Genomic DNA, 21,804 nt, shown 5'->3' on the forward strand with positions numbered 1-21,804 from the left:
CTCCCTTGCTTCAACCCGAATCCATCCGTAGGATTCAGGAAGCCCCGCACTTCTCTACAGGCATACACTTGAGCAGCAAAGCATCCTGCCTCGACCTACCTGTAGCCAATATGCCAACCTTACAAGAAGTCTTAAAAGAGAGATACGACGACGCTCCTAGTGGTTCTCGAAGCCTTGGACAACTCAAGAAAGCAAAGACCATTAAAGGGTTTATTGGCTCATTTGATCAGGTAGATTACTACAAGGTTAAACTGACTGGGCGCAGCAGTCTTGCTGCTTCTCTCTCCAATATGAGCGAAACGGTTACTCTTCGCATTTTAGACACTAAAGGTAATTCAGTTGCTAAGGGTAAAAAAACATCCGTTGCTAAAACCCTGGAGGCTGGAACATACTACGTTCAAGTCAACAGCAGGGCAAGCAAGGGCACAAACTACATACTCAAAACATCGGCGATCGCCTCTCCAGGGGGTTCAACCACTACCCCGTCTGTAGGCTCTGGAGTGCTGCCTCCCAATGACTCGAAAGATCCAGGTAGCTTGCCGGGCACTGCTTTTGATACAGGCAAGCTAGACACAACCAAATCTTACAAAGGCATTGTTGGCAGTGCTGATACGGCAGACTTTTATCGGTTCACGATCGACAAACCCACTCAGTTTTCTTCAGCCTTATCCGATGTCGTTGGCGGCGGACTTTCTGCCCATCTCATTTATGACATCAATGGCAATGGCTTTGTGGATGCAGGAGACGAAATTGGCAATGGTCTTGAAATCAAAAAGTCTCTGGGTGCCGGAACTTATTTCTTAGGCGTTAGTCCTGCCTCAGCGGGCGTATTCATTACTTACAACTTACAACTCTCTGGAACTGCTATTACCGGAATCTCTACCCTGGCTGAACCTCCAATTGGGCTAGGAAAAGCGACTGACTTGGGTGCAATCAGCGGACCTCTGACCATCAAGCAATTGGTAGGTTCTACAGACTCAACCGATATTTATAAATTCACTCTCAACAGCATCAGTAACCTTTCAGCCCTGCTCAACTCCACCCAGAGTACAGGCGATGTCACCATGTCACTCATTTATGATGAAGACAAAAACGGCATCGCTAATCCCGGCGAATTGGTTGATGGTTACGTTAATGGAGGGGATTTTATTGGTGGGGTCTTCACGCAGGGTTCAAGTGGAGGGGCGGCATTAGCGGTTAACAGAACGTTGGGTGCCGGAACCTATTACCTAAGCGTTACTCAAAAAGAGTTGGTCGATAATACCACCTACTCACTTAATCTCTTTGTCAACAATACTGTGACAGGAATAACACCTAGTGTTGATCCGGGGCAAACGCTGGGAACTGCTAGCAATTTGGGTGTACTCAATCAGACTATTAATACAAAGCAGTTCATCGGGTCTGTCGATCGCTCTGATGTCTATCGATTTACATTGAGTCAAGAACGAAACATTATCATTTCTTACAATGGTTCTCCAGAATTAATAGCGCTTAGGCTGGGTATTGACCGAGATAACAATGGATTCTTGAACCCAGTTGAAGATCAAAACGATGACCAGATTCTCGACCTCGGTGAAGACTTGAACTTAAACGGCGTGCTTGATCCTAATGAAGTCTTAGAGCCTGAGCTAAGTGGAAATGTTGTCTATTCTCCTCTGCCTCCTTTCTTCGATGGCGAGACAGAGTTCGATCGCAAGCTCAACGCTTTCATGACCAGTGTGCCGACCAATATCTACGCCAAGCTTCCGGCTGGCACCTATTTTCTAGAACTGGACGCGCAATCAAGAACCGTTGATTTAGGCGATGGGCTAGACCGCTATGGCAGCGCTAACGTGCTTTACAATCTATCGTTCCAGCTTGATGGGTAATTGAAGCATTGAGAAAACTGGGTAAATTGAGGAAAGTAGACAAATAGTATGGAAGAGACGCTGGCGATCGCGTCTCTTTTTTTACGCGCTCAATGCCCTCTTCAACAGAATCCAGCGTCAACGCCCCAAGCCCTCGCCAGATACGATACCCTTAACGGAGTAAGGATGGAGAAAGTAAAACCGCCCCATGACCCAATCTGTTGATTTCCTCGCCCACCTCAACCCCTCTCAACGCCGCGCTGTCGAGCATTACTGTGGCCCTTTGCTTGTGGTTGCCGGGGCAGGCTCTGGCAAAACGCGAGCGTTGACCTTTCGGATTGCTAACTTAGTGCTAACCCACAAGGTTGATCCAGAGAACATTTTGGCAGTCACCTTCACGAACAAAGCTGCCAAAGAAATGAAGGAGCGGATCGAGAAGCTATTTGCCGATCAGCAGTCAAAGTCGAAGTATGGGAAGCCATTAGAGGCGCTGTCAGCATCTGAGCAAACGAAGCTGCGCTCCTACGTTTACAAAAATATTACCAAGGAACTGTGGATTGGTACCTTTCACGCCCTCTGCTCTCGCATTTTGCGGTTTGATATTGAAAAGTATCAAGATTCCTATGGGCACAAGTGGACAAAGACTTTCTCAATTTTTGACGAGTCTGATGTGCAAAGCTTGATTAAAGATATTGTGGTTAATCGGTTGAATTTGGATGATAAGAAGTTTGAGCCGCGATCGGTTCGATACGCCATCAGTAACGCCAAGAACCAGGGCTTCACACCCACAGATGTAGAGCGTGAACAACAGAATTTTCGTGGTCGAGTGATCGCCAATGTGTACGCAGAGTACCAGAAAGGGTTAGCGGCAAATAACGCGCTTGATTTTGATGACTTGATTTGGATTCCGGTGCAGTTGTTTCGTCAAAATGAACAAGTTTTAGCATACTGGCATAAAAAGTTTAGACACATCCTAGTAGATGAATATCAAGATACGAATCGAACGCAGTATGACCTGATTCGATTACTGACAACGGGCGATGTCGCGTCGCGTCAGTTCGATAGCTGGGACTATCGTTCTACCTTTGTGGTAGGCGATGCAGACCAATCGATCTACTCGTTTCGGGCGGCTGACTTTACCATTCTGATGGACTTTCAGGGCGACTTTGGCGACGGGCTGCACGATGATGATACGCGGACGATGGTGAAGTTGGAGGAAAACTATCGATCGACTGACAATATTATTCAGGCGGCGAATGAGCTAATTGATAACAATACTGAGCGCATTGATAAGGTGCTGCGCCCGACGCGAGGAGTCGGTGAATCAATTTACTGTCATCGAGCAGAAGATGAAACGGATGAAGCTAGCTTTGTGGTCAGTCAGATTCGGGATTTGGAGCTAACGAATCCTGAGTTGCACTGGGGCAGTTTTGCGATCCTTTACCGAACGAATGCACAATCGCGGGCATTTGAAGAGGTGCTGGTGAAATATGCCGTTCCTTATACTGTAGTAGGCGGCTTGCGGTTTTACGATCGCCGTGAGGTAAAGGACGTGTTGGGATATTTAAGGGCGATCGCCAACCCTGAGGACAGTGTGAGCCTCAAACGCATTATCAATACGCCCCGACGCGGCATTGGCAAAGCCACGGTCGATCGCCTGGAAAACGCAGCTAGAGAGTTAGGCGTATCCCTCTGGCAAATCCTTAGCGACGAAACCTCGGTGCAGACCTTGGCAGGGCGATCGGCAAAGCCTGTGCTGGCATTTGCCCAAATGATGAAGTCCTGGCACACTCAGGTAGAAACGCTTTCGGCTTCAGAGATTGTGCAGGATGTGATGGAGCGATCGGGATATGTGCGAGAGTTAAAGGCAGATGACACCGATGAAGCGTTAGACCGATTGCAGAACGTGCAGGAGCTTTATAACGCGGTTTTACAGTTTGAGGAAAATAATGAAGAATCGAGCGTAACAGACTTTTTGGCGAATGCGTCCCTCTCATCAGACTTGGACAAGTTGGATCAAGAGCAACAGTCCAAAGTTTCGTTGATGACATTGCATTCTTCTAAAGGATTGGAGTTTCCTGTGGTGTTTTTGGTCGGCATGGAGCAGGGTCTGTTCCCTAATCATCGCTCTTTGGAAGATCCTAAATCACTAGAAGAGGAACGCCGCCTTTGCTATGTGGGCATTACCCGTGCCGAGGATCGTTTATTTATTAGCTATGCCCGTGAACGCAGGCTTTACGGTAACCGGGAAGCTGCCAGTCCTTCGCTATTTTTGGGAGAATTGCCCAAAGATTTATTAATGGGTAGCCTGAAAGGTTTACCCAAAAAGATGACGACTCCCATTCGAGAAATGAAGGAGCAGTCGAATTTACCCGATATCCATGAGGATGATTGGTCGGTGGGCGATCGCATTGTGCATAAAGCTTTTGGTGCGGGGCAGGTGACTCATATTTTTGGGGCAGGTAACAAGATTTGTCTCGCTATTAAATTTCCTGGTATGGGTCAGAAAATTGTTGACCCAAAACTGACGACTTTACAGCGAGTATTGTAACTATTCAATATATTTCCACTCAATAGGCTGAGTTCTAGTTAAGCCAGAGGCAGCAAAATCTCGAACTCAGTCCCGGTATCAGAGGATGTGATGGGCGATCGCAGCAGCAATTTACCGCCATGCTTTGCCGTGATAATTTGGTAGCTGAGGGAAAGGCTAGTTTCTTTGGTGACTCGTTTTTCAATAGAGAAAGTTTCTAAGATGTGCCGATAGATTTCAGGCGTTAGACCCGGCCCGTTATCGGCAATACGAATGGAGATCCATCGAGAATTGGAACTGGGTTGATCGGGGTTAGCAGACTGGGGGCGAACTTGAGTCGTGATTGTAATTTGCGGTTTGGGGTGAAGGTTTTGCCACTGAGTTGAAGATGATTTTCCTAACTCGTTGGCTACAGTTTGACGAACGGCTTGGTTCAGTAATGCATCCATTGCGTTCGTCAAAATGTTCATAAACACTTGGCTGAGTTGCCCAGCATAACAGCTAACTGGAGGAAGATGACCGTAGTTGCAAACGACTTGAATTTCGCTATTTAAGCGACTTTTTAACAGCATGAGAATGCTATCTAAGCATTCGTGAAGGTTGGCAGGTTTGGGATATACATCGTCGATGTGGCAGAAGTTTTGTAGGCTAATGACTAGCTTTTTGAGGCGTTCTGCTCCTGATGTGATGCTGGCGATCGTTTGGGGTAGATCTTGCCGCAAATAATCTAATTCAATTTCGGTTTCAAGGCTGGCGATCGCTTCCGGAGTTTGAGGTAAATAATCTTCGTAGGCTGCCAACAAATCCATAACTTGATGGGTATAGTCTGACAAATGCACCAGGTTTCCCCAAATGAACCCAACCGGGTCAAGAATTTCATGAGCTACCCCATCGACCAAGCGCCCCAGGTTTGCCATTCGCTCGGCTTGAATCATCTGAAGCTGTGCCCGTTCATAGCGCGTTTGGGTTTCAATGCCGCGAATTTGCCAGTGAGCGATATTGAGTTCATGCACGTCAAGCAGGTAATACGTTTGAGGGTCGAGTTGAACGGTAATCGGTTCGCTTTGTTCGTAGAGCGATCGCCGCAATGCCAACTGTGCTGCTACTAAAATCGGTGTCGATGCAGGTAACACCAAACTGTTAATGCGGATGTAACTATGGAGTGCCGACATGGGCAAATTTGCCGTTTGCGCCCGCAGCATAAATTCCATTAATCGCTGGCGAGACACAATACCCAGGAAAGATTGGCGATCGCCAATCACGGCTCCAGGTAACAGTGGATACCGCTCAAACATTTGTGCGACATCTAGGCAAAGATGGTTAGCTTCAACTTGAAATTGGTGCAGCGATAAGCTAGCCAACGTAGAGTCTAAACCCAGCCCTTGGCTATTGGACTCTAATAGGATAGGCAGTTGGAGTTTGATTCGCTTGGTAGAAGGCTGAGGCATCAGGCATTTAGGCAGTGCAGTATGCCTAAGATGCCCAAGAACTGAGTTGTTGCGTCAAGGACAGCGAATCGGCTCTAGTAGCGCTTCTGCTACAGCACGCAGACTACGACCATCGGTAACCATCCAGGCATGATTGCCAACTGGAATCTTCCTTTCCCTGCCAACAGGCAGTTGTGAACTTCTAGCAGGCAGGATCATCAGGTCGAGCGGAGTCCAGATAGAGGTGAAGTTAAGGCGTTCTAATTGGGCAACATCTTGGTTTAATTGGGTGAGAAATGCGCTTCTGGGTTGCATTTGGTTGCCGCCAGAATTAACCCGAGCGTAGGCTGTTAAGGTGCCTTGATGCGGTGAAGAAATGGTAATAAAACGTTGCACTCGCTGGATCCCACCTAAGCGTTGGATGTAGTAACGGCTGATGATGCCGCCCATGCTGAAGCCCACTAGGTCGATCGCCTGTCCAGGTTTAAAAGCTTTATCAACATAGTCTGCAACTTGCTGGGCTAGTTGATCTAAGCCAATGCTGCCGTTATTAGGAAACAGATTAAGGCTGTGAACGATTAAGCCATGACTTTGCAGGTAAGGAGTCAGTTTGTGAAAAATAGCGTCGGTATCATCGATGCCATGAAGCAATAGAACGGGATTGAGAACCATAGAGTTACAGCAAAGTTACAGCCAGAGGAATATGTTTAGCTTAGAGATGACAAGCCATGATGCCCCTTGGCGCTATGACAGCCTTCTAAATGTCCTATTCTTTCATCCTTCTATTCTTAGAGGATATCTGAGAAGTCTAGATTGCTAGCCGATCCGCCCCCTAAATCCCCCATTCTGGGGGACTTCCGCACCAGTCCTCCTTCAAAGTTCCCCAGAATGGGGGGTTGGGGGGCGAGTGTAAGAATCATTTGATACTTCTCAGACATCCTCTTAGACAAAATTTAATCTGTGAAAGCTGAAGGCTCTCTTGATGAAGACTGCTCTTGCTCGACGGGATCGATCGCCCATTCAAACAAAGCATTTAGAGCAATCGCTTGTGCCAATTCCATCTGTCCATAGGTGAACACATAGGGCACCTCAACAGGCAGTAGGCTAACAAACTGCTCCAAAACATAGGGTGTGCCGTATAAAACTAAAGCTTGGATCTGCTCGGTTTGTACCAAAAACTTGAGCCAGTCCAGTGCCACTTGAGTGAGTCCAGAACTGTCACGAAAAGGATTGCTGCGAATGAAAAGTTGCATCAGGGTGGGTTGCCAATCCGCAGTTTCGGGGTGCAACTCTCGCTCAAAAATAATTTTGTCTGGGTCAAGCGCAATTTTGGGAGTGTGGCTATCAATCACTTGCAAGCGATAGCCTAGCTTTCGGGGACGGGCGATCGCGGGTGCAGATCTAGCTAAAAAATCACAGTTGAGTGCATCATCTAGCAAAATCAAGTTACAGCAGGGCTGGGTAACAGCGCGGGCGCTGAGTCGAGAAGGAATGGGGCGATGGACTTGCATGGAGGCTCGCAAGATGGCGGTGGCAGTGGCGATCGCTTCTGGCTGCGCCAATTTTTCCATCTGCACCGGATCGGGTTGCGTCTGCTCCCAGGCGTGGGAACCATCACCTGTTATAGGCACCGAAATTACTTTATGTTTTGCTAACCAAATCCGCTCTAATGAGGCGTGAATCTGCTCCAGGGGAATGCGTCCGATTTCCACCGCATCACAAATTGCCTGAATTGCGCCTTCAGGATCAACGGGCATTAGCACTATATCTGCGCCTGCCTCGACTGCCATAACAGGCACTTCATTGTCACCATAGCGGCTCGTGATGGCACCCATAATTAGGGCATCAGTGACAATTAACCCAGTGAAGCCTAAAGATTCTCTCAGAGTTCCCGTGAGGATAGTATGGGAAAGCGTCGCAGGATAATCAGCGTCGAGAGCAGGAATTTGTAGATGAGCGGTCATGATGGCATCAACCTGAGTGGCGATCGCCTCGATAAAAGGCTTAAACTCCACAGCGGCAAGTCGGGCTTTGTCATGGAGAATGACGGGCAAATCGAGATGAGAATCGATCGCCGTATCGCCGTGTCCAGGAAAGTGCTTGGCAGTCGTAAGCACTGGATAACGCTGCGCGCCCCGAATGAACGCCGTTGTGAGTTGGCACACTTCCTCAGCCGTTTCACCCCAAGCTCGAACGTTGATAACCGGATTTTCAGGATTATTGTTAACGTCTACAACGGGCGCGAGAAGCCAGTTCAAGCCAATGGCGATCGCTTCTTGTGCTATGATTTCGCCCATTTTTTCGGCATGGGCGACCCCTTGCGGGTATCTCGAAGAGCGTGCTTGTCCTGAGTCTTGACGAGCAACGGCAGAAAGCGCCATTGGCGGTGGAAACCGAGTTGCTCCGGCGAATCGTTGCCCTACGCCCTCTTCAATGTCGGCGGAAATTAGCAGGGGAATGGCTGCCCAGCCTTGAAGTTGTTGCGATCGGAGACCTATTTCTGCGGCAGTTCCCCCCAAAAGAATCACGCCGCCTACGCCTAAATCTTGCAACCAATGCTGTAAAGTGGCTGCGGGTGGCTCCCAGTCGGGATACTCAATTTGATGCTCAAACAAATGCCCAGAGGCGCGTACGACCACCATCTGAGCAACTTTCTGAGGAAGAGACAAGGTTTCCCAATCGGGCAGGGGCATTCAGCACTCTCCTCGACTATGCAGGATCAGGATCGAGGTCGTCGATATCGGGCTTGCGTTCTTCGCTCAGGCGGTTGATCAGCGACAGGACTTTAGTTCCTTGTTCAATCGAAGCGTCCTCAACAAACAAGATCTCAGGAGTCCGCCGTAAGCGCATCCGATTGCCCAACTCACTCCGAACGAAGCCCGTTGCCGATTTCAGCCCTGCCATAGCCGCGCTCTTAGCCTCATCTGTCCCATAGATGCTGACAAACACCTTGGCGTGCTGCAAATCACCCGCCACGTCAACATGGGTCACGCTAACCATGCCCATACCCACCCGTTCATCTTTAATGCCGGAAAACAGGAGCTGGCTCACTTCCCGCTTAATCATTTCAGCTACTCGCGCAATTCGGCGATCTGTTGCCATAATCCAAAATCCAAAATCGTACAGTCCAAAATCGTACAGTCCAAGCTTGCACTACTCTAAAGTGGCGCAACCTCCAGCCCTAGCATAGCGCGTAGGATAAATGAGAGACAGATGAACGCCGCTACTAGCAAGCTAACAGCGGCGATCGCTGTCGTGGGGCGCTTAAATAGGGGAAGTAATGGACTTAAGAAGGTCAGCAGTATCCCGAGCGAGAAGCTGATGAGATATCGAGGATATCGAGAAATGTTTGTTAGAAATTCTTCCATTTGATTAACCGTGTTTTTCGCGGGGGCAAAAAATAGTACATTAGTATGATGAATACTAACGGTAGACTCATATTGTACGTGACCAGGCTCTATCAAAACGTCACTGCTTACTAAACCTAAAGGATTCATGACAACTTTGATTGCTCAATCGGATTTATCTCAGCCACAGTCTTCGAGATGCCTACAAGGGAGTGCCCCGCTGCCTCGTCCGTTTCTAAAGTGGGCGGGTGGCAAGAGCCAACTGATTCAGCAATACATTTGTCATTTTCCTCAAGGTTACCAAACTTACTACGAACCGTTTTTAGGAGGCGGTGCAATTTTCTTTCACTTGTTGCCTCAGCGGGCAGTGTTAACCGATATTAATCCGGCGTTGGTGAATGTGTATGAGTGCGTGCGCGATCGCGTGGAAGAATTGATTGATCTGCTGCAAAAACATGAGCGATCGCATAGCCTGGAACACTACTATCAAACCCGCTCTACTCATACCGGAACGAACCTCGAACGAGCCGCCCGCCTTATTTACCTGAATAAAACTTGCTTCAATGGGCTTTATCGAGAAAATAATAAAGGCGAATTTAATGTGCCGATGGGTAAATACAAAAATCCGGCAATTTGCCAAGCTGATTTACTGCGATCGGTTTCTCGAAGCTTGAAGAGTGTGGCGATCGCTATTCAGCCTTTCGATGCAGTTTTAGACTACGCCACCCCTAATGATTTCGTCTATTTCGATCCGCCGTATCACCCCATCAGCGCCACCAGCAATTTCACTGCTTACAGTCGTTACTCCTTCGACTCCACCGATCAAGAGCGTCTGCATGATGTCTTTGGGCAACTGGCAAAGCGGGGCGTGAAAGTGATGTTATCCAATTCTGATTGCCCGTTTGTTAGGGAATTGTATCAAGGCTTCAACATCCACACTATTTCGGCATCGCGGACGATTAACTCTAATGCTCAGAAGCGAGGGAAGATTACAGAGGTTTTGGTTACTTCTAATTAGAGAATGTTATTTTCCATCCTTCTAAGCAAATCTAGCGTTTGAATATACTAGACATAGCCAAGAATCTGATTCAGGAACTCGAACAGTCGCCCGATGATCTCGTGCAAATCGTTCTGGATTTTTTACATCGCTTTGGCTTCAAAGAGTCTAAAGGAGTTTGTATCAACTGCCAGCGATCGCTTAACTGCCAGCGATCGCTAGTTGGTAATTCTAGTGCTTGTTTTTGCAGATCTTGTAATGTCAGGGCATGAGGTGAGCGCTTACGATTTGCCTATGATTATTCTCTTCAACTTGCGATCGCCTCATCAGTAGGGCGATCGCCCTATCCTTGTAGACAGATTGAAGATTCCTAAAAATAGATTTTCAGCAAGCACAAGTACTCACCAGTAAATCTAATTTCTTTAATTTTGAAGTCCCTTTAACACGTGAATTGCTAACGGCGAAACGTAGCGGCGGCAAATAACTCTAAACTCAGCACCAGCGGCTTTCGTCCGTCCGCTGCCGTGAAGTGTTAGCTTGCGGTGTATGCCCATACTTCAAATCGTGCTTGAGATGATAACTCCACCTCCAATGAACCGTAGTGGTCATGACAAAATACTTCAAACTCTTCTATTGCAAGATGAAATGCTTCATCTGGAACAAGCCAGCACAACCCGTATGCCCGTGACCTGTAGAAACTGAGTAATTCCTGAACCTGGTTGCTTACCGTCCATTCCTTAGCTATCAAATAATTACACTGATACCCTTTATTACGTAAATACTCCTCTACGTTAATTTCGTTAACTACTCTACGGGGCTGTTGTGAAGATTGTGGCTCTTGATACTTGGATAAGATAGTTCTGAAATGCTGCTCAAATTCCAGCCGTGCAGGTGGAGTAATCCATTGAGCATTAAGATAAAAGCTTTTTGGTTTTAGAACACGATCGATCTCATCTAGAAATACTCCCAAGTTGGAAACAGCATGAAGCATATGAACAGTTAGCACTACATCAAAGCTTGTGTCTAAAAAAGGGAGTTGTGAGGCATCTCCATGAATCAGTGTCAGATTCGGAGGAATTTCAAGAAGCTTTTGACGAAACTGATTAAGCATTTCCTGGGAAACATCAATACCAGTCACAGAATAGCCACGTCTTACTAAAGGAAGAACGTTTAGCCCAGTTCCTATACCAGGTTCTAGGAAAGTAGTTTCAGGAGTTGCCTTAACTAGAGTAAGAATAAAATCCGCAACTTCCTCAGCGATTGGTTCTGTCAGCCAGCGAGTTTGATCATAAATATCAGCAATTTTGCTGTAGTAAACATTTTTTCCCACTTTTCAAGACCTTATGCTGCACTATCCAGACAACCTTACCTCTAATTACACCATCAAGTCCTTTCAGAGTATTCTCACAATCTGAGGGAGGAGCAAGCTAACGGCTCGGTTCAGCGGACGTAGACAAGCTTGGCAACTCAATTAGCAGAACTGAACCGTTCCGCTGCAACCGAATTGTTAGCAGTCTTTTCCTCAAATTTTTTAACTGCCTCCTGATGCGTCTCCTCAATTAAAGGGAAGATATCCTCAAACTTATCTCGGCTAGGGGAAAGTATTTGTGCCCAGGACATCCAAGCGTAAATTGGATGCGGCATAAGCTCATTTAACTTTGTAAAGTTGTGACCCGTTGCAACAATATCACCCTTGCCAGGGCGTACTGGTTTCTGGCCAAATAAGCGAATGTAGGTTTTGGGGTTAAGACCTATCGCCACTCTAAACACACCTTCTCGATCAAGATTTGAGGCTTTGTCGTTTTCGCCATTATGTTGCTTGATTGTGCAAAAATAAACACCATTGGGCAACACGCGACCAGGATTGTAAAACAGCGATGTCTCGCCCCAACTGGCTTTCGGGACTACACCCGAAAGTTTATTGCATATGTATTGGATGATTTCTTCTGGTGTCACAGTTTCTCCTGACTGCTAACGGCTCAAATCAGCGGCAGCAGATAACCTCGGACTCAGTACCAGCATCTCCTTGCCGTTCGCTGCACCACGGTTGTTAGCTGGCTGGCGCTACCAATCAGCCACTAATTTTTGAATTTTAGATTGTGCTTCATCCATCCCCCTTTTCCGCGCGTCGTCTCCCATGTCTAAACCATTGGCATGAATAAACTGAATATCAGCTACTCCCATAAATTGAAAAATATTACGCAAAGCTGGCTCTTGAGCATCCCATCCCTCATAGGGTGAACCAGAACTATATTCAACACCTCGTGATGTAATGAATACAACCTTCTTCCCGCTGACTAGCCCTTTACTTTGACCATTCTCAAACGTAAACGTTCGACCTACACGCACAATTTGATCGATGTAGGCTTTGAAATTTGAGGGCACGCTAAAGTTATACATCGGCACACTGAATAGAAATCGATCGGCAGCTAGAAACTCGTCAACCAACTCATCAGATAACTTGAGCCGCTCTCGCAGTTCTGGGCTAAGTGCTTCTGGTGGCGTAAAGTCAGCTTCAATCCAATCCTCAGTAATGTGAGGAATTGGAGTTTGGCGCAAGTCACGATACGTAACCGTTGCGTCCGGATGGAGATTCCGCCATGCTTCCATAAAGTTGCTAGCAAGTTGGCGAGATTTAGAGCGCTCACCACGAGGACTCGAATCAAGATGGAAGATACTGCTCATAGGGGTGCAATCAGAAATTTTATTTGACCCCTCGACAATAAAACAGGTAGTTACTGAAGTAAAGTAGGAACCAAATGGTAACTACCCATCACTGATGCCCCCCCTACCATGACTGAAACTCAATGCTGCCCGTTGGAGATATTGCTCAAACAAATTTCAGGACAGTGGACACTTTATATCCTCTGGGTTCTGGATACCAATGGTTCACAACGATTTGGAGAACTCAAACGAAAGGTAGAAGGTATTTCGACCAAAGTGCTGACGGAACGGCTAAGGCTTTTAGAGTCTCTTGAACTGGTTCATCGTCACCACGAACCCACAATTCCACCGCAGGTCACTTACACGCTCACTGAACGCGGTAAAGAGTTATCGGGAACGCTCGATCATCTTTATGAACTAGCTGTGAGATGGTATGGCACTGACCCAAAAGCCGTTGTCTGACCAAAACTTGGACATCAACAGATGATTTGCAAACAGCGCCACCACCTGTAACCGAAGCTAGCTAACAATCTTATTAGAGAGAAAGATTCTTCATATCTACCCAGATTAGGTGGATAGCAAGAATCTTTCCGCATAACATACCAGATGGGGTAGATAGAGAGAAACGTTCCGCATATCTGCACCGTGCCCGTAGGCAAGAAGTGGTTTGGGTGCAAATAGAATGATTTTGTCTGCATCACTCTCCGAGCGGATTCGGGATGAAACTGTAGGATTTAACCGATCGCTCCTTTCCACCACTAACCGATCGCCCCTCCCCTTAAGTCCCGATCACTTCCCCAAAATCAATTGCCCCAAAACACTTGTGTCAAACCCGCCTTTACCCTTATGCTAATCAACACTGGTTTTTCGATACCAGTAGACAGGCTTAAGGTGAGGACGCTGGCTAGAAGTGTTACAGCACAACTAACCAGCTAACCTAACTTTCTGGAAGTAGCAGAAGGCTAGGCTGTGACGATTTTATCGTTTCACCTCGCTAATGTTAAACAAGTGGTTAGAAACACCACACCTTAAGCTTTTCTTCTCAACCCAACATTAGCGAGGGAAATAGTATGAGTACAGAGTTCAACGAACTGCTGCCCGTTTCGCACGGCGATAAAGCGCAGGTGTGGATCGTCGGCACACGAGAGCAGGTGACGCACTTGATTAATGAGTTCTACGTTAAAAAGATTGCCAACGATCGCCTTCATTTCACGCCCATCATCCCGGCACCCTTTGCCACTGGCAAGTACATGAGTGTCTTGGTGAGATAAACAAAAGCATCAGGGGCTATGTGTATCTATGCTGTAGCCCCGACAATGCGATGGCAGGTTTCACAATGCCATTGTCACCGCTCAACATTCAATTGTGCTTCCTACAATGCGATCGCAACCCTACACAATGCCATTGTTCTTCTTGCAATACGATTGTGAGCCGACACAATGCGATCGCAAGTTCTACAATGCCACTGTGAGCCGACGGCAGCGAGACAGACCTCTCCCTAAATCCCTCTCCTAAAGGAAAGGGACTTTGAAGGATTCATACTTTCATTCAGCAACACCAGAATTTCAACTTCTGGCGCTGCTGAATTGCGATATGAAAATGCGGTTCCCCTGCCCTCTTAGGGAAGGGGCTAGGGGTTAGGTTTCGACAACGCAGCGAGACAGACCTCTCCCTGAATCCTTCTCCTAAAGGAAAGGGACTTTGAAGGATTCATACTTTCATTCAGCAACGCCAGAATTTCAACTTCTTATCTACCGATAGTCCTGCGTCTGCACAGCCCGCAGCCTTGCCTCCGATCGCTTGAACCGATCCAACTGCGTCTCAAAAAACTGCCGATTCTTCATCAAATGCTCAGGATTAGGATCATCTAGTGGATACAATAACGCCGATCGCAATGCTTGAATTACCGCAGAGGTGACGCAATACATCGATCGCTGGAAGCTTACGCCTAGCTGAATTAGCGTGTCGTCTTCGCCCCGGCAATGCTCTTTGTAGTAGTCCACCAAGTACTGCGGCAAGAAATGCAGCATATCTTGCATTAACAGCGTAGGCGGAATGCCAGCAGTTCCAACAGGAAATATATCGGCGTACAGCACGCCATAGTGAAAATCTTTTTGGTCTGAAGGAACTTGATTTGCTTGGGCGTTGTAAGACTTGGTGCCTCGGAACGGGGATGTGCGGTAGAACACGGCTTCTACGTAGGGAAGCGCGGCTTCGTAAAGCCACATGAACCCTTTTGATTTGGGAATTAGATCGTAGCATTCACCGTTAATGTAAACGTGGTGGTAGATGGGTCGTCCGGCGATCGCAAAAATACCATTTACCAAAAAGTTCATAGCATCCGGAACGCTAGCAATCTTACCCTCATCATACAAATCTGACATTTCAAAGAATACGGGAGCCATCACTTCCCAAAACAAACCTAAATTAGAGTAATAGGACATTTGCCGACACTGCTCTAAGAACATATCGGGGAACAGCTTATACATGGCTGTCATGACCGGATTTCCCTGGAAGTAAGCTCGAATCGCGCGATCGGCATTCGCTTTATATTCATCGCTATCTAGATAACTATCAAACAAGCCCATACCCATATCGCGTCCGTGCCAGAGCATCGATCGCATACATTCTTCGGCAAACTCCATATTGATGCGATCGTGATACCAATGGTGCAACAAACGGGGCAATTTTGTTTTGATTTCGCCCTTTTCCATAAACTCTAATAGCTCTGGGTGTGCCGAACCTGTGCCGCGCCAAATTCGCAGATCTGCATCATCGCCTGAGTAATGATTTTGCCGTTGAAGGTAATCTTCGGGTAAAAAGTACTTGAAGAAGGGCAGCGGATCGAGAAATACTTGCTCGGCAATATAGAGCAGGTCACGCCAATAAAAATCCATGGGCACGGCATAGGCTTTGTACAGCCCAATAATTTGCATTAAGTTTTCGGGCGTGTCGGGCAGCATAGCGCCGCCTGCTTCTAGGCGATGAATGATTTCGGCGAATTCATGGGTGGAAGGCGGCAGTTTTGTTTGGGGAGGGTTGAGGGTTGTCGTCATAAAAAAGAGGTTTAATTCAGTAAGGTTGTCTGTTGATCTAACAGTGTGTTTGGAAAGCAGCTTAACGCTTTACGCTCGCCCCCCATCCCCCAAACTTGGAGGACTTCGAGCCACAAGCCACGCTATCAATGTCGGATTCTCTCCGGAAGTCCCCCAAGTTTGGAGGATTTAGGGAGCGGATCGGGGTGTTATCGATGTTTACAAACAGTTTCTAGAAGGTTGGCGAACCATAATCTAAGGATCTGAGAGAGAGAAGGTGTTAGGAGCGATCGCCATCTCTACTCGCTGCGGTGCTGCTGCGACTAACGCTGACGAAGTTGCTTCCATCCACCGCACCAACCAAACAGGCTGCACACCTAAGAAAATAATCAACACCGTCAAAATTAAAGAGGGTAATCTATCTGCCCATAAAACCTTAGGATAATAAGCCGTCGCATTGTCCAATTTGCCAAAGCAAGTTCGGTTGAGCAAAATCACAAAGTAAACGGCTGTCAAACCTGTACCAATCACAGCCAAAATTGTTTGCACTGGAAAAACTGCGTAGCTTCCTTGAAACACCAAGAATTCTGCAATAAAACCTGCCAAACCTGGAATTCCAGCGCTCGCCATTGCGCCCAGTACTAACAAAGAAGTAATGGAAGGTAAGCCTCGAATGGGGTTCAGCAATCCATTCAGTACGTCTAGTTCGCGGCTGCCAACTTTTTCTTCAATCACGCCCACCAAATGGAACAAGATTGCCAAAATCAGTCCATGCGCCACCATTTGCGAGATAGAACCCACTAAGCCCAAGGGTGTGAGGGCGGCTGCACCTAGCAACACATAGCCCATGTGCCCGATCGAGCTATATGCCACCATACGTTTGATATCTTTTTGAGCGATCGCTGCCAACGCCCCGTAGAGAATACTAACTGCTGCCCAAGTTGCCATAAGCGGAGCTAATTTTGACCACGCTTCGGGGAATAACCCCAAACCAAACCGAAAAATTCCGTAGGTTCCTAGCTTTGCCAAAACACCGCCCAACATAATTACCGTTGGGGTGGAAGCCGCCACATACGTATCAGGTAACCAGGTGTGGAACGGAACTAGGGGAATTTTGATACCGAAGCCCACCAACAGCACGCCCAGCAAAATTACCTGTAAGCCCATGGGCAGAGTCTGCCCCAGCGCCGACTGATACGAAAAATCGTCTGCACCCGTTAGCCAAGTTAAGCCCAGGAAAGCTGCCAAAATTAGCGCGCCAGAAATCGCGGTATAAATCAGAAACTTAATTGCAGCATAGTTGCGTTTTTCGCCACCCCAAATTGAAATTAGTAAATAGAACGGGACAAGTTCTAATTCGTAGGCTAGGAAAAACAAAAGTAAATTTTGTGCCATGAACGCTCCTGCTACACCACCGCTAATCAGCAGCATCATGGAGTAAAACAAGCGCGGACGCTCAATTTTTTCACTGCTAGTCAAAATTGCGATGCAAGTCAGCAAGCTATTGAGAGCCACCATGACTAAGGAAAGTCCATCGACTCCTAGCTCGTAGTTCAATCTCAGGGTTTTGATCCAGGGCAAAAATTCTTGGAACTGAAGTCCGGGGTTGCTGATATCAAATTGAACCAGCAGCCAGATCGTTAAAAGCAACACGACTCCCGAAACCGACAGCGCCCCCAGGCGAATGCGGCTTGTGGGCTGGTTGGCAGGAACAAAGCCGACGAGAACAGCGGCAAAAATGGGTATCCAAATGATCAGGCTAAGCATGGGTAAGCTTCCGGGTTAAGGTGAGCACTTATGGAGATGAGCAATACAAAATTAAGCTCCGGTTAGAAGAGAGCTAAACGCGGTAGTAATAGACAAATGGGAGAGAATTGACCAACACATGAGGAATGCAGTGAAGACCAGTCCAAAGGCGATCGTCAATACATAAAACTGAGTTTGTCCAGAGTTGCCGTATTTGAGTGCTTCACCGCTAAATAGAGACGATAGACCGACAAAATTTACCAATCCATCAACCAAGTAGCGATCGATCCAGTTAACCGTTCTAGAAACAATATCGACGCTGCCAACCACGCTAGAGCGATAAAGTTTAGGCGTATAGAAATCGTAGGCAAATAAATCTTGAAGTCCTTTGAAAGGAAGACGGACAGGCTTAGGGATGCTATTGCCAATGTAAATTACGCCACCCATGCTAAAGCCCAGAATGCTCGACCACGTTAACAGCAGTGCTACATCTTTGTTGAGCATTGCCCAGTCGGGAAGCAGGGAAAGACTTTGCAGAATCATAGGGACATGGAGCGTGAAGCCTGCCAGCATTGTCATTGGCAAAGTGACAGCCCAAATATTTTCGGGCGATCGCACCGTCATTGCCTTCTCTTCACCTGCAAACATCAGCCCAAATGTCCGGGTCAAACTGAACGCAACTAGCCCATTAATAAGTAACAACGCCGCCACCAAAAACGGACGATTGCCCCATAGACCGTCCACTAGCTTCAGCATGATCCAGAAAGTGCCAAAGGGCGGGAGAGCAGCCAGGGTTAAAGCTCCTGCAATAAACGAAAGTCCGGTAACAGGTCGCTTTTTCCACAGTCCGCCCAGCTGAGTCAAATCTTGCGTAATGTTGTTGAGAACGATCGAGCCACTGCTTGCGACTAAAGTTGCCATTGCTAAAGCGTGGGTCAGCACGATATAAAGCGCTGCCTCGGTTTGCTGAGCACCGACGGCGATAAAAACGATGCCCATATACGCACTAACGAGATAGGAAAGCGCGCGCTTCACGTCGATTTGGGCGATCGCAATCAACGTGCCGCCAATGGCAGTGACTAAACCAATGGCGATCGCTACGTTCATCACCACAGGCGACAAAGCCAAAACAGGCTCCAGCTTAACCAGCACCCATGCCCCCGTCGCCACCACTACCGAATTCCGCAGAATCGTACTGGGTAACGGACCCTCCATCGCCTCATCCAGCCAAAGGTGCAGCGGAAACTGAGCGCACTTCCCCATCGGACCAGCCAACAAAGCCAAACCAACCAAAGCTGCCAATTTAGGATCAATCTGGGCAGTCTGTGCCCACTGTGCCAACTCGTTATAGTCCCATGTTCCCGCCAACGGATAAATTGCCAGGACTCCCATCAACAGAAACAAGTCACCGACTCGCTTGGTCAAAAAAGCATCACGCGCACCCGTGACTACTAGCGACTGATTGAGCCACAGCCCCACTAGTAAGTAGGTTCCTAGGGTCAAAATTTCTAGAATGATGTAGCTAAAGAAGAGAGAGTTGCACAGCACCAGCGAACACATTCCCGCTTCAAATAGCGCCAGCATTGCGTAGAATCGTCCCCACCCCCAGTCCATTTCTAAGTAACCGATCGCATAGATCTGTGCCAGGAAATTCAACCCGTTCACCAAAACCGTAGCGCCCAACGTAAGCGCTGAAATTTCAATTGGAATTGTCAAGTCTAACCCGGCTACTTGTAGCCAGGAAATATTAATGTACTGCGCTGGCTGATGTAGAATTGCTGCCCAAGCCAAACCTCCATGAATAAGGGCTATCAGTGTCGTCAAAGCATTGACATACCCTGCCGGACGGGGCCCTGTCCGCCGAGTAATAGCCGGAAACCAAATTGTAGACAGCAACATTCCAAGCAACGGGTAGCACGGAATTAACCAAGCGGTCTGTACTAAAAACTGCGCCATGGCAACATTCTAGGTAGGTTTGCAAAGGATCTTCTAAAGTGAATTTTTTATAGCGAAGACGAACCTTCCATTAACATCACATCAGATGAACATAGATTTAACGCTATGGAAAGCTAGTTTACTATAGTAATTTCTCTTTATCCTACTTGAAGGCTTACCATTAGAAAAGTCAGCAACGATCGCAGAATCTGAGAGAACTGATAAGAAAAGTAAATCAATAGACAAAAAAAGAGCCGTGCCGCGCACAGCTCACACTTTCTTCTGCTTTCCCAATCGATTATGTATCTACTGACCCGGCTTCAAATTCTCAATCCCTTTCGTCACCCTAGCGGAAGTAATGCGATCGCCCTGCTGAATTTGATCAACGGTTTCCATGCCTGCGGTTACATTTCCAAACACTGCATAAGACCCATCCAAAAAATCTAGGTCTGACAAGGCAACATAGAACTGAGCCGAAGCCGAATCAGGATCGCCCGATCGCGCCATTGCCACTGCCCCGCGTGTATGCTGCAGCTTTGGAGCAACCGTGATCTTGGCGCTCTCAAATGTCTGGCTATAGATGGGTTGCTCTTGCCCTTCCGGCTTAATCTCAAGGGGAATATAACGTGGCAATGAAGTCGCTGGATCAATAAAACTCCCTGTTCCTAACCGTTCAACCGGAAAACTAGCATCCTTACTTTGAGGATCACCACCCTGTGCTACAAAGGGCTGTGGCTCTAACACGACCCGGTGGAACGCCAACCCGTTATAAACGCCTCGGTTCACCAAGTCCACAAAATTTCCTGCCGTAATTGGCGCATTCGTCCCATCCACATCAATAGAAATCAGTGCGCCCTTAACGGTCATTTCAACCGTAGCCTCTCCTTCTAAGCGAGGAAGAGTACTGAACTGATCTGCCGCTACAGTGGGCGAGGCAGACGCAACAGGGTTGGGGATTGGGCTAATTGTATTAGCCCCAGAACTTGGAGTTTCTGCCGGAGCCTGTCCTCCCGACTGTGTGGTACATCCCCCTAAGTAGAGTGCTCCAACAAGGAGGAGAGAGGTGAACCAACGATAAATTTTCATTTTCAATTCCTTGATTGATACCAAATGAGGAGTGGGCGATCGCTGATGAGTATCTCGAAGACCCTGCGTTATTTGCCTGAAAAGCATCCTCAAACCACCTAGTTTAAACTAAAGCCCTTCTAACGGAACTCCCAAAAATCTTGCTAACTCGGCTCCCTGATTTTCTAACTCCGCTAAGGGCAACGGCTGCCCTACCCGCGTTAAGGGCAAATCACCCCGCCCCTTAACCCGCAAATAAAGCGCCCGTCTTGGACTCAAACCCTCTTTCAAATCTACTCGCACAGCCTGAATATCCTCTAAAGGATACTCAATTTCAATCTTACGATTTTTTCCAGGAAACCCATTCCTAAAAATCGTCGCCTTACCTGTCTTACGGTTGAACTCATTAAATCCACCACCTACGTCCAAAGCCATAACCAGCCAAAGGTAAAGCCCCACCAAAGAACCAAGAATTCCATAAAACCCCATCGCAATGCCTTGCGGAAAGAAGAACAGTTGAGTGGGGTCAGAAAAAGGCAGCAAGTTGATATGAAAATAACTGGAAAGACTAGCAAGAAAAAATCCTACACCTCCAGCAGTCGAAACCGTTGCCCAAAGGTAATTACTGAGACGCTTAGAGCCAACAATTTCTTTGCGAAGAATTAAATCTTTTTCATTGACTGGCATAGTTGTAGAAGCCATAGCACTGTTGAATCAAGATAAGGGTTGACGAGAAAAAACAAGAAATCTAGATAACTCCATCATGAATCACCTAGATGAGAGAGGTGAACTAAAAATTTAAATGTTAGAGACTTCGTTAAAACAGTACGTATCAGATTGTAAAATTTTTGTAGTCTCCTTATCATATAGGAACGTTAAGCACCTCTCAGGAAAGTTGATGAGTATATGTACTCGTGCTTTGAATGAAGACAAAGGTGAGATAAGGTGAGAACTGTAGACTCCACCTTTAACTTAACGCTACTGTTCAAGGCTCGTTTCACCCTCCAAGCTGGTATTCCCTAATCCAAGGGGATTTTATAGAACCAGCCGTAAGGACACTACCGCCATAATTAAGAGGTTATGAGATGACCATAGCAATGGGACGTCCGCAAGCTAATCGAGGCGTATTCGACGTTCTCGACGATTGGCTCAAGCGCGACAGATTTGTATTTGTGGGCTGGTCTGGGATTCTGCTGTTCCCCTGCGCCTTT

The 21,804-nt window shown here is 47.3% G+C and carries 20 protein-coding genes; 7 read left to right on the plus strand and 13 right to left on the minus strand.

What is annotated here, in order from left to right; translation table 11 throughout:
* The first annotated feature begins 5 nt into the window (after nt 1–5).
* Nucleotides 6–1,868 (plus strand): hypothetical protein, encoded by a 1,863-nt coding sequence (locus KME11_20465; GenBank protein ID MBW4517584.1) that lies wholly within the window; start codon nt 6–8, stop codon nt 1,866–1,868.
* 187 nt (nt 1,869–2,055) lie between these two features.
* Entirely contained in the window at nt 2,056–4,398 is a 2,343-nt protein-coding gene (gene pcrA, locus KME11_20470; GenBank protein MBW4517585.1) for a DNA helicase PcrA, read from the plus strand.
* A gap of 38 nt (nt 4,399–4,436) precedes the next feature.
* Here the strand turns inward: pcrA and KME11_20475 are convergent, their stop codons facing one another.
* From KME11_20475 to KME11_20495, 5 genes are all read right to left on the minus strand, one after another.
* Nucleotides 4,437–5,825, minus strand: a complete 1,389-nt coding sequence (locus tag KME11_20475) for a sensor histidine kinase (protein ID MBW4517586.1) — start codon at nt 5,823–5,825, stop codon at nt 4,437–4,439.
* A 54-nt stretch (nt 5,826–5,879) separates the two neighbouring features.
* A complete protein-coding gene (locus KME11_20480) occupies nt 5,880–6,476 on the minus strand; it encodes an alpha/beta fold hydrolase (GenBank protein ID MBW4517587.1) in 597 nt (198 codons plus the stop codon).
* Nucleotides 6,477–6,757: 281 nt separating this feature from the next.
* Nucleotides 6,758–8,497, minus strand: a complete 1,740-nt coding sequence (locus KME11_20485; GenBank protein ID MBW4517588.1) for a beta-glucosidase — start codon at nt 8,495–8,497, stop codon at nt 6,758–6,760.
* Between the two features lie 16 nt (nt 8,498–8,513).
* Nucleotides 8,514–8,906 (minus strand): 30S ribosome-binding factor RbfA, encoded by a 393-nt coding sequence (rbfA, locus tag KME11_20490; protein MBW4517589.1) that lies wholly within the window; start codon nt 8,904–8,906, stop codon nt 8,514–8,516.
* Nucleotides 8,907–8,962: 56 nt separating this feature from the next.
* Nucleotides 8,963–9,172 (minus strand): DUF751 family protein, encoded by a 210-nt coding sequence (locus KME11_20495; GenBank protein MBW4517590.1) that lies wholly within the window; start codon nt 9,170–9,172, stop codon nt 8,963–8,965.
* A gap of 127 nt (nt 9,173–9,299) precedes the next feature.
* Here KME11_20495 and KME11_20500 point away from each other — a divergent pair, with 127 nt between their 5' ends.
* Nucleotides 9,300–10,169 carry a DNA adenine methylase gene (locus tag KME11_20500; GenBank protein MBW4517591.1) on the plus strand — a complete coding sequence of 290 codons (870 nt, stop codon included), beginning with the start codon at nt 9,300–9,302 and terminating at the stop codon, nt 10,167–10,169.
* Nucleotides 10,170–10,680: 511 nt separating this feature from the next.
* Here the strand turns inward: KME11_20500 and KME11_20505 are convergent.
* From KME11_20505 to KME11_20515, 3 genes are all read right to left on the minus strand, one after another.
* Nucleotides 10,681–11,478 (minus strand): class I SAM-dependent methyltransferase, encoded by a 798-nt coding sequence (locus KME11_20505; GenBank protein ID MBW4517592.1) that lies wholly within the window; start codon nt 11,476–11,478, stop codon nt 10,681–10,683.
* Nucleotides 11,479–11,615: 137 nt separating this feature from the next.
* A complete protein-coding gene (locus KME11_20510) occupies nt 11,616–12,104 on the minus strand; it encodes a hypothetical protein (protein ID MBW4517593.1) in 489 nt (162 codons plus the stop codon).
* Nucleotides 12,105–12,212: 108 nt separating this feature from the next.
* Nucleotides 12,213–12,833 carry an FMN-dependent NADH-azoreductase gene (locus KME11_20515; GenBank protein MBW4517594.1) on the minus strand — a complete coding sequence of 207 codons (621 nt, stop codon included), beginning with the start codon at nt 12,831–12,833 and terminating at the stop codon, nt 12,213–12,215.
* 108 nt (nt 12,834–12,941) lie between these two features.
* Between KME11_20515 and KME11_20520 the strand changes: the two genes are divergently transcribed.
* The 3 genes from KME11_20520 (at nt 12,942) to KME11_20530 (ending at nt 14,327) form a co-directional block, all read left to right on the plus strand.
* Nucleotides 12,942–13,274 carry a helix-turn-helix transcriptional regulator gene (locus KME11_20520; protein ID MBW4517595.1) on the plus strand — a complete coding sequence of 111 codons (333 nt, stop codon included), beginning with the start codon at nt 12,942–12,944 and terminating at the stop codon, nt 13,272–13,274.
* A 608-nt stretch (nt 13,275–13,882) separates the two neighbouring features.
* Entirely contained in the window at nt 13,883–14,083 is a 201-nt protein-coding gene (locus KME11_20525; protein MBW4517596.1) for a hypothetical protein, read from the plus strand.
* A 94-nt stretch (nt 14,084–14,177) separates the two neighbouring features.
* Nucleotides 14,178–14,327 carry a hypothetical protein gene (locus KME11_20530; protein MBW4517597.1) on the plus strand — a complete coding sequence of 50 codons (150 nt, stop codon included), beginning with the start codon at nt 14,178–14,180 and terminating at the stop codon, nt 14,325–14,327.
* A 236-nt stretch (nt 14,328–14,563) separates the two neighbouring features.
* On the opposite strand, the gene KME11_20535 is transcribed toward KME11_20530, so the two are convergent.
* From KME11_20535 to KME11_20555, 5 genes are all read right to left on the minus strand, one after another.
* The gene (locus tag KME11_20535) at nt 14,564–15,868 is read right to left on the minus strand and encodes a CO2 hydration protein (protein ID MBW4517598.1); all 1,305 of its coding nucleotides are present in this window, start codon (nt 15,866–15,868) and stop codon (nt 14,564–14,566) included.
* A 234-nt stretch (nt 15,869–16,102) separates the two neighbouring features.
* Nucleotides 16,103–17,614, minus strand: a complete 1,512-nt coding sequence (locus KME11_20540; protein MBW4517599.1) for an NADH-quinone oxidoreductase subunit M — start codon at nt 17,612–17,614, stop codon at nt 16,103–16,105.
* 51 nt (nt 17,615–17,665) lie between these two features.
* Nucleotides 17,666–19,549, minus strand: a complete 1,884-nt coding sequence (locus KME11_20545; GenBank protein ID MBW4517600.1) for an NAD(P)H-quinone oxidoreductase subunit F — start codon at nt 19,547–19,549, stop codon at nt 17,666–17,668.
* Nucleotides 19,550–19,834: 285 nt separating this feature from the next.
* On the minus strand, nt 19,835–20,614 hold the full coding sequence (locus tag KME11_20550; GenBank protein ID MBW4517601.1) for a peptidylprolyl isomerase: 780 nt from the start codon (nt 20,612–20,614) through the stop codon (nt 19,835–19,837).
* A 108-nt stretch (nt 20,615–20,722) separates the two neighbouring features.
* Complete coding sequence (locus KME11_20555; GenBank protein MBW4517602.1) at nt 20,723–21,295, minus strand: photosystem I assembly protein Ycf4; 573 nt, start codon at nt 21,293–21,295, stop codon at nt 20,723–20,725.
* A 383-nt stretch (nt 21,296–21,678) separates the two neighbouring features.
* On the opposite strand from KME11_20555, the gene KME11_20560 reads away from it, so the two are divergent.
* The coding region (locus KME11_20560) for a photosystem II D2 protein (photosystem q(a) protein) (GenBank protein MBW4517603.1) at nt 21,679–21,804 on the plus strand (126 nt) is incomplete at its 3' end.

The sequence above is a fragment of the Timaviella obliquedivisa GSE-PSE-MK23-08B genome, from assembly GCA_019358855.1.
Taxonomy (GTDB): Bacteria; Cyanobacteriota; Cyanobacteriia; order Elainellales; family Elainellaceae; genus Timaviella; species Timaviella obliquedivisa.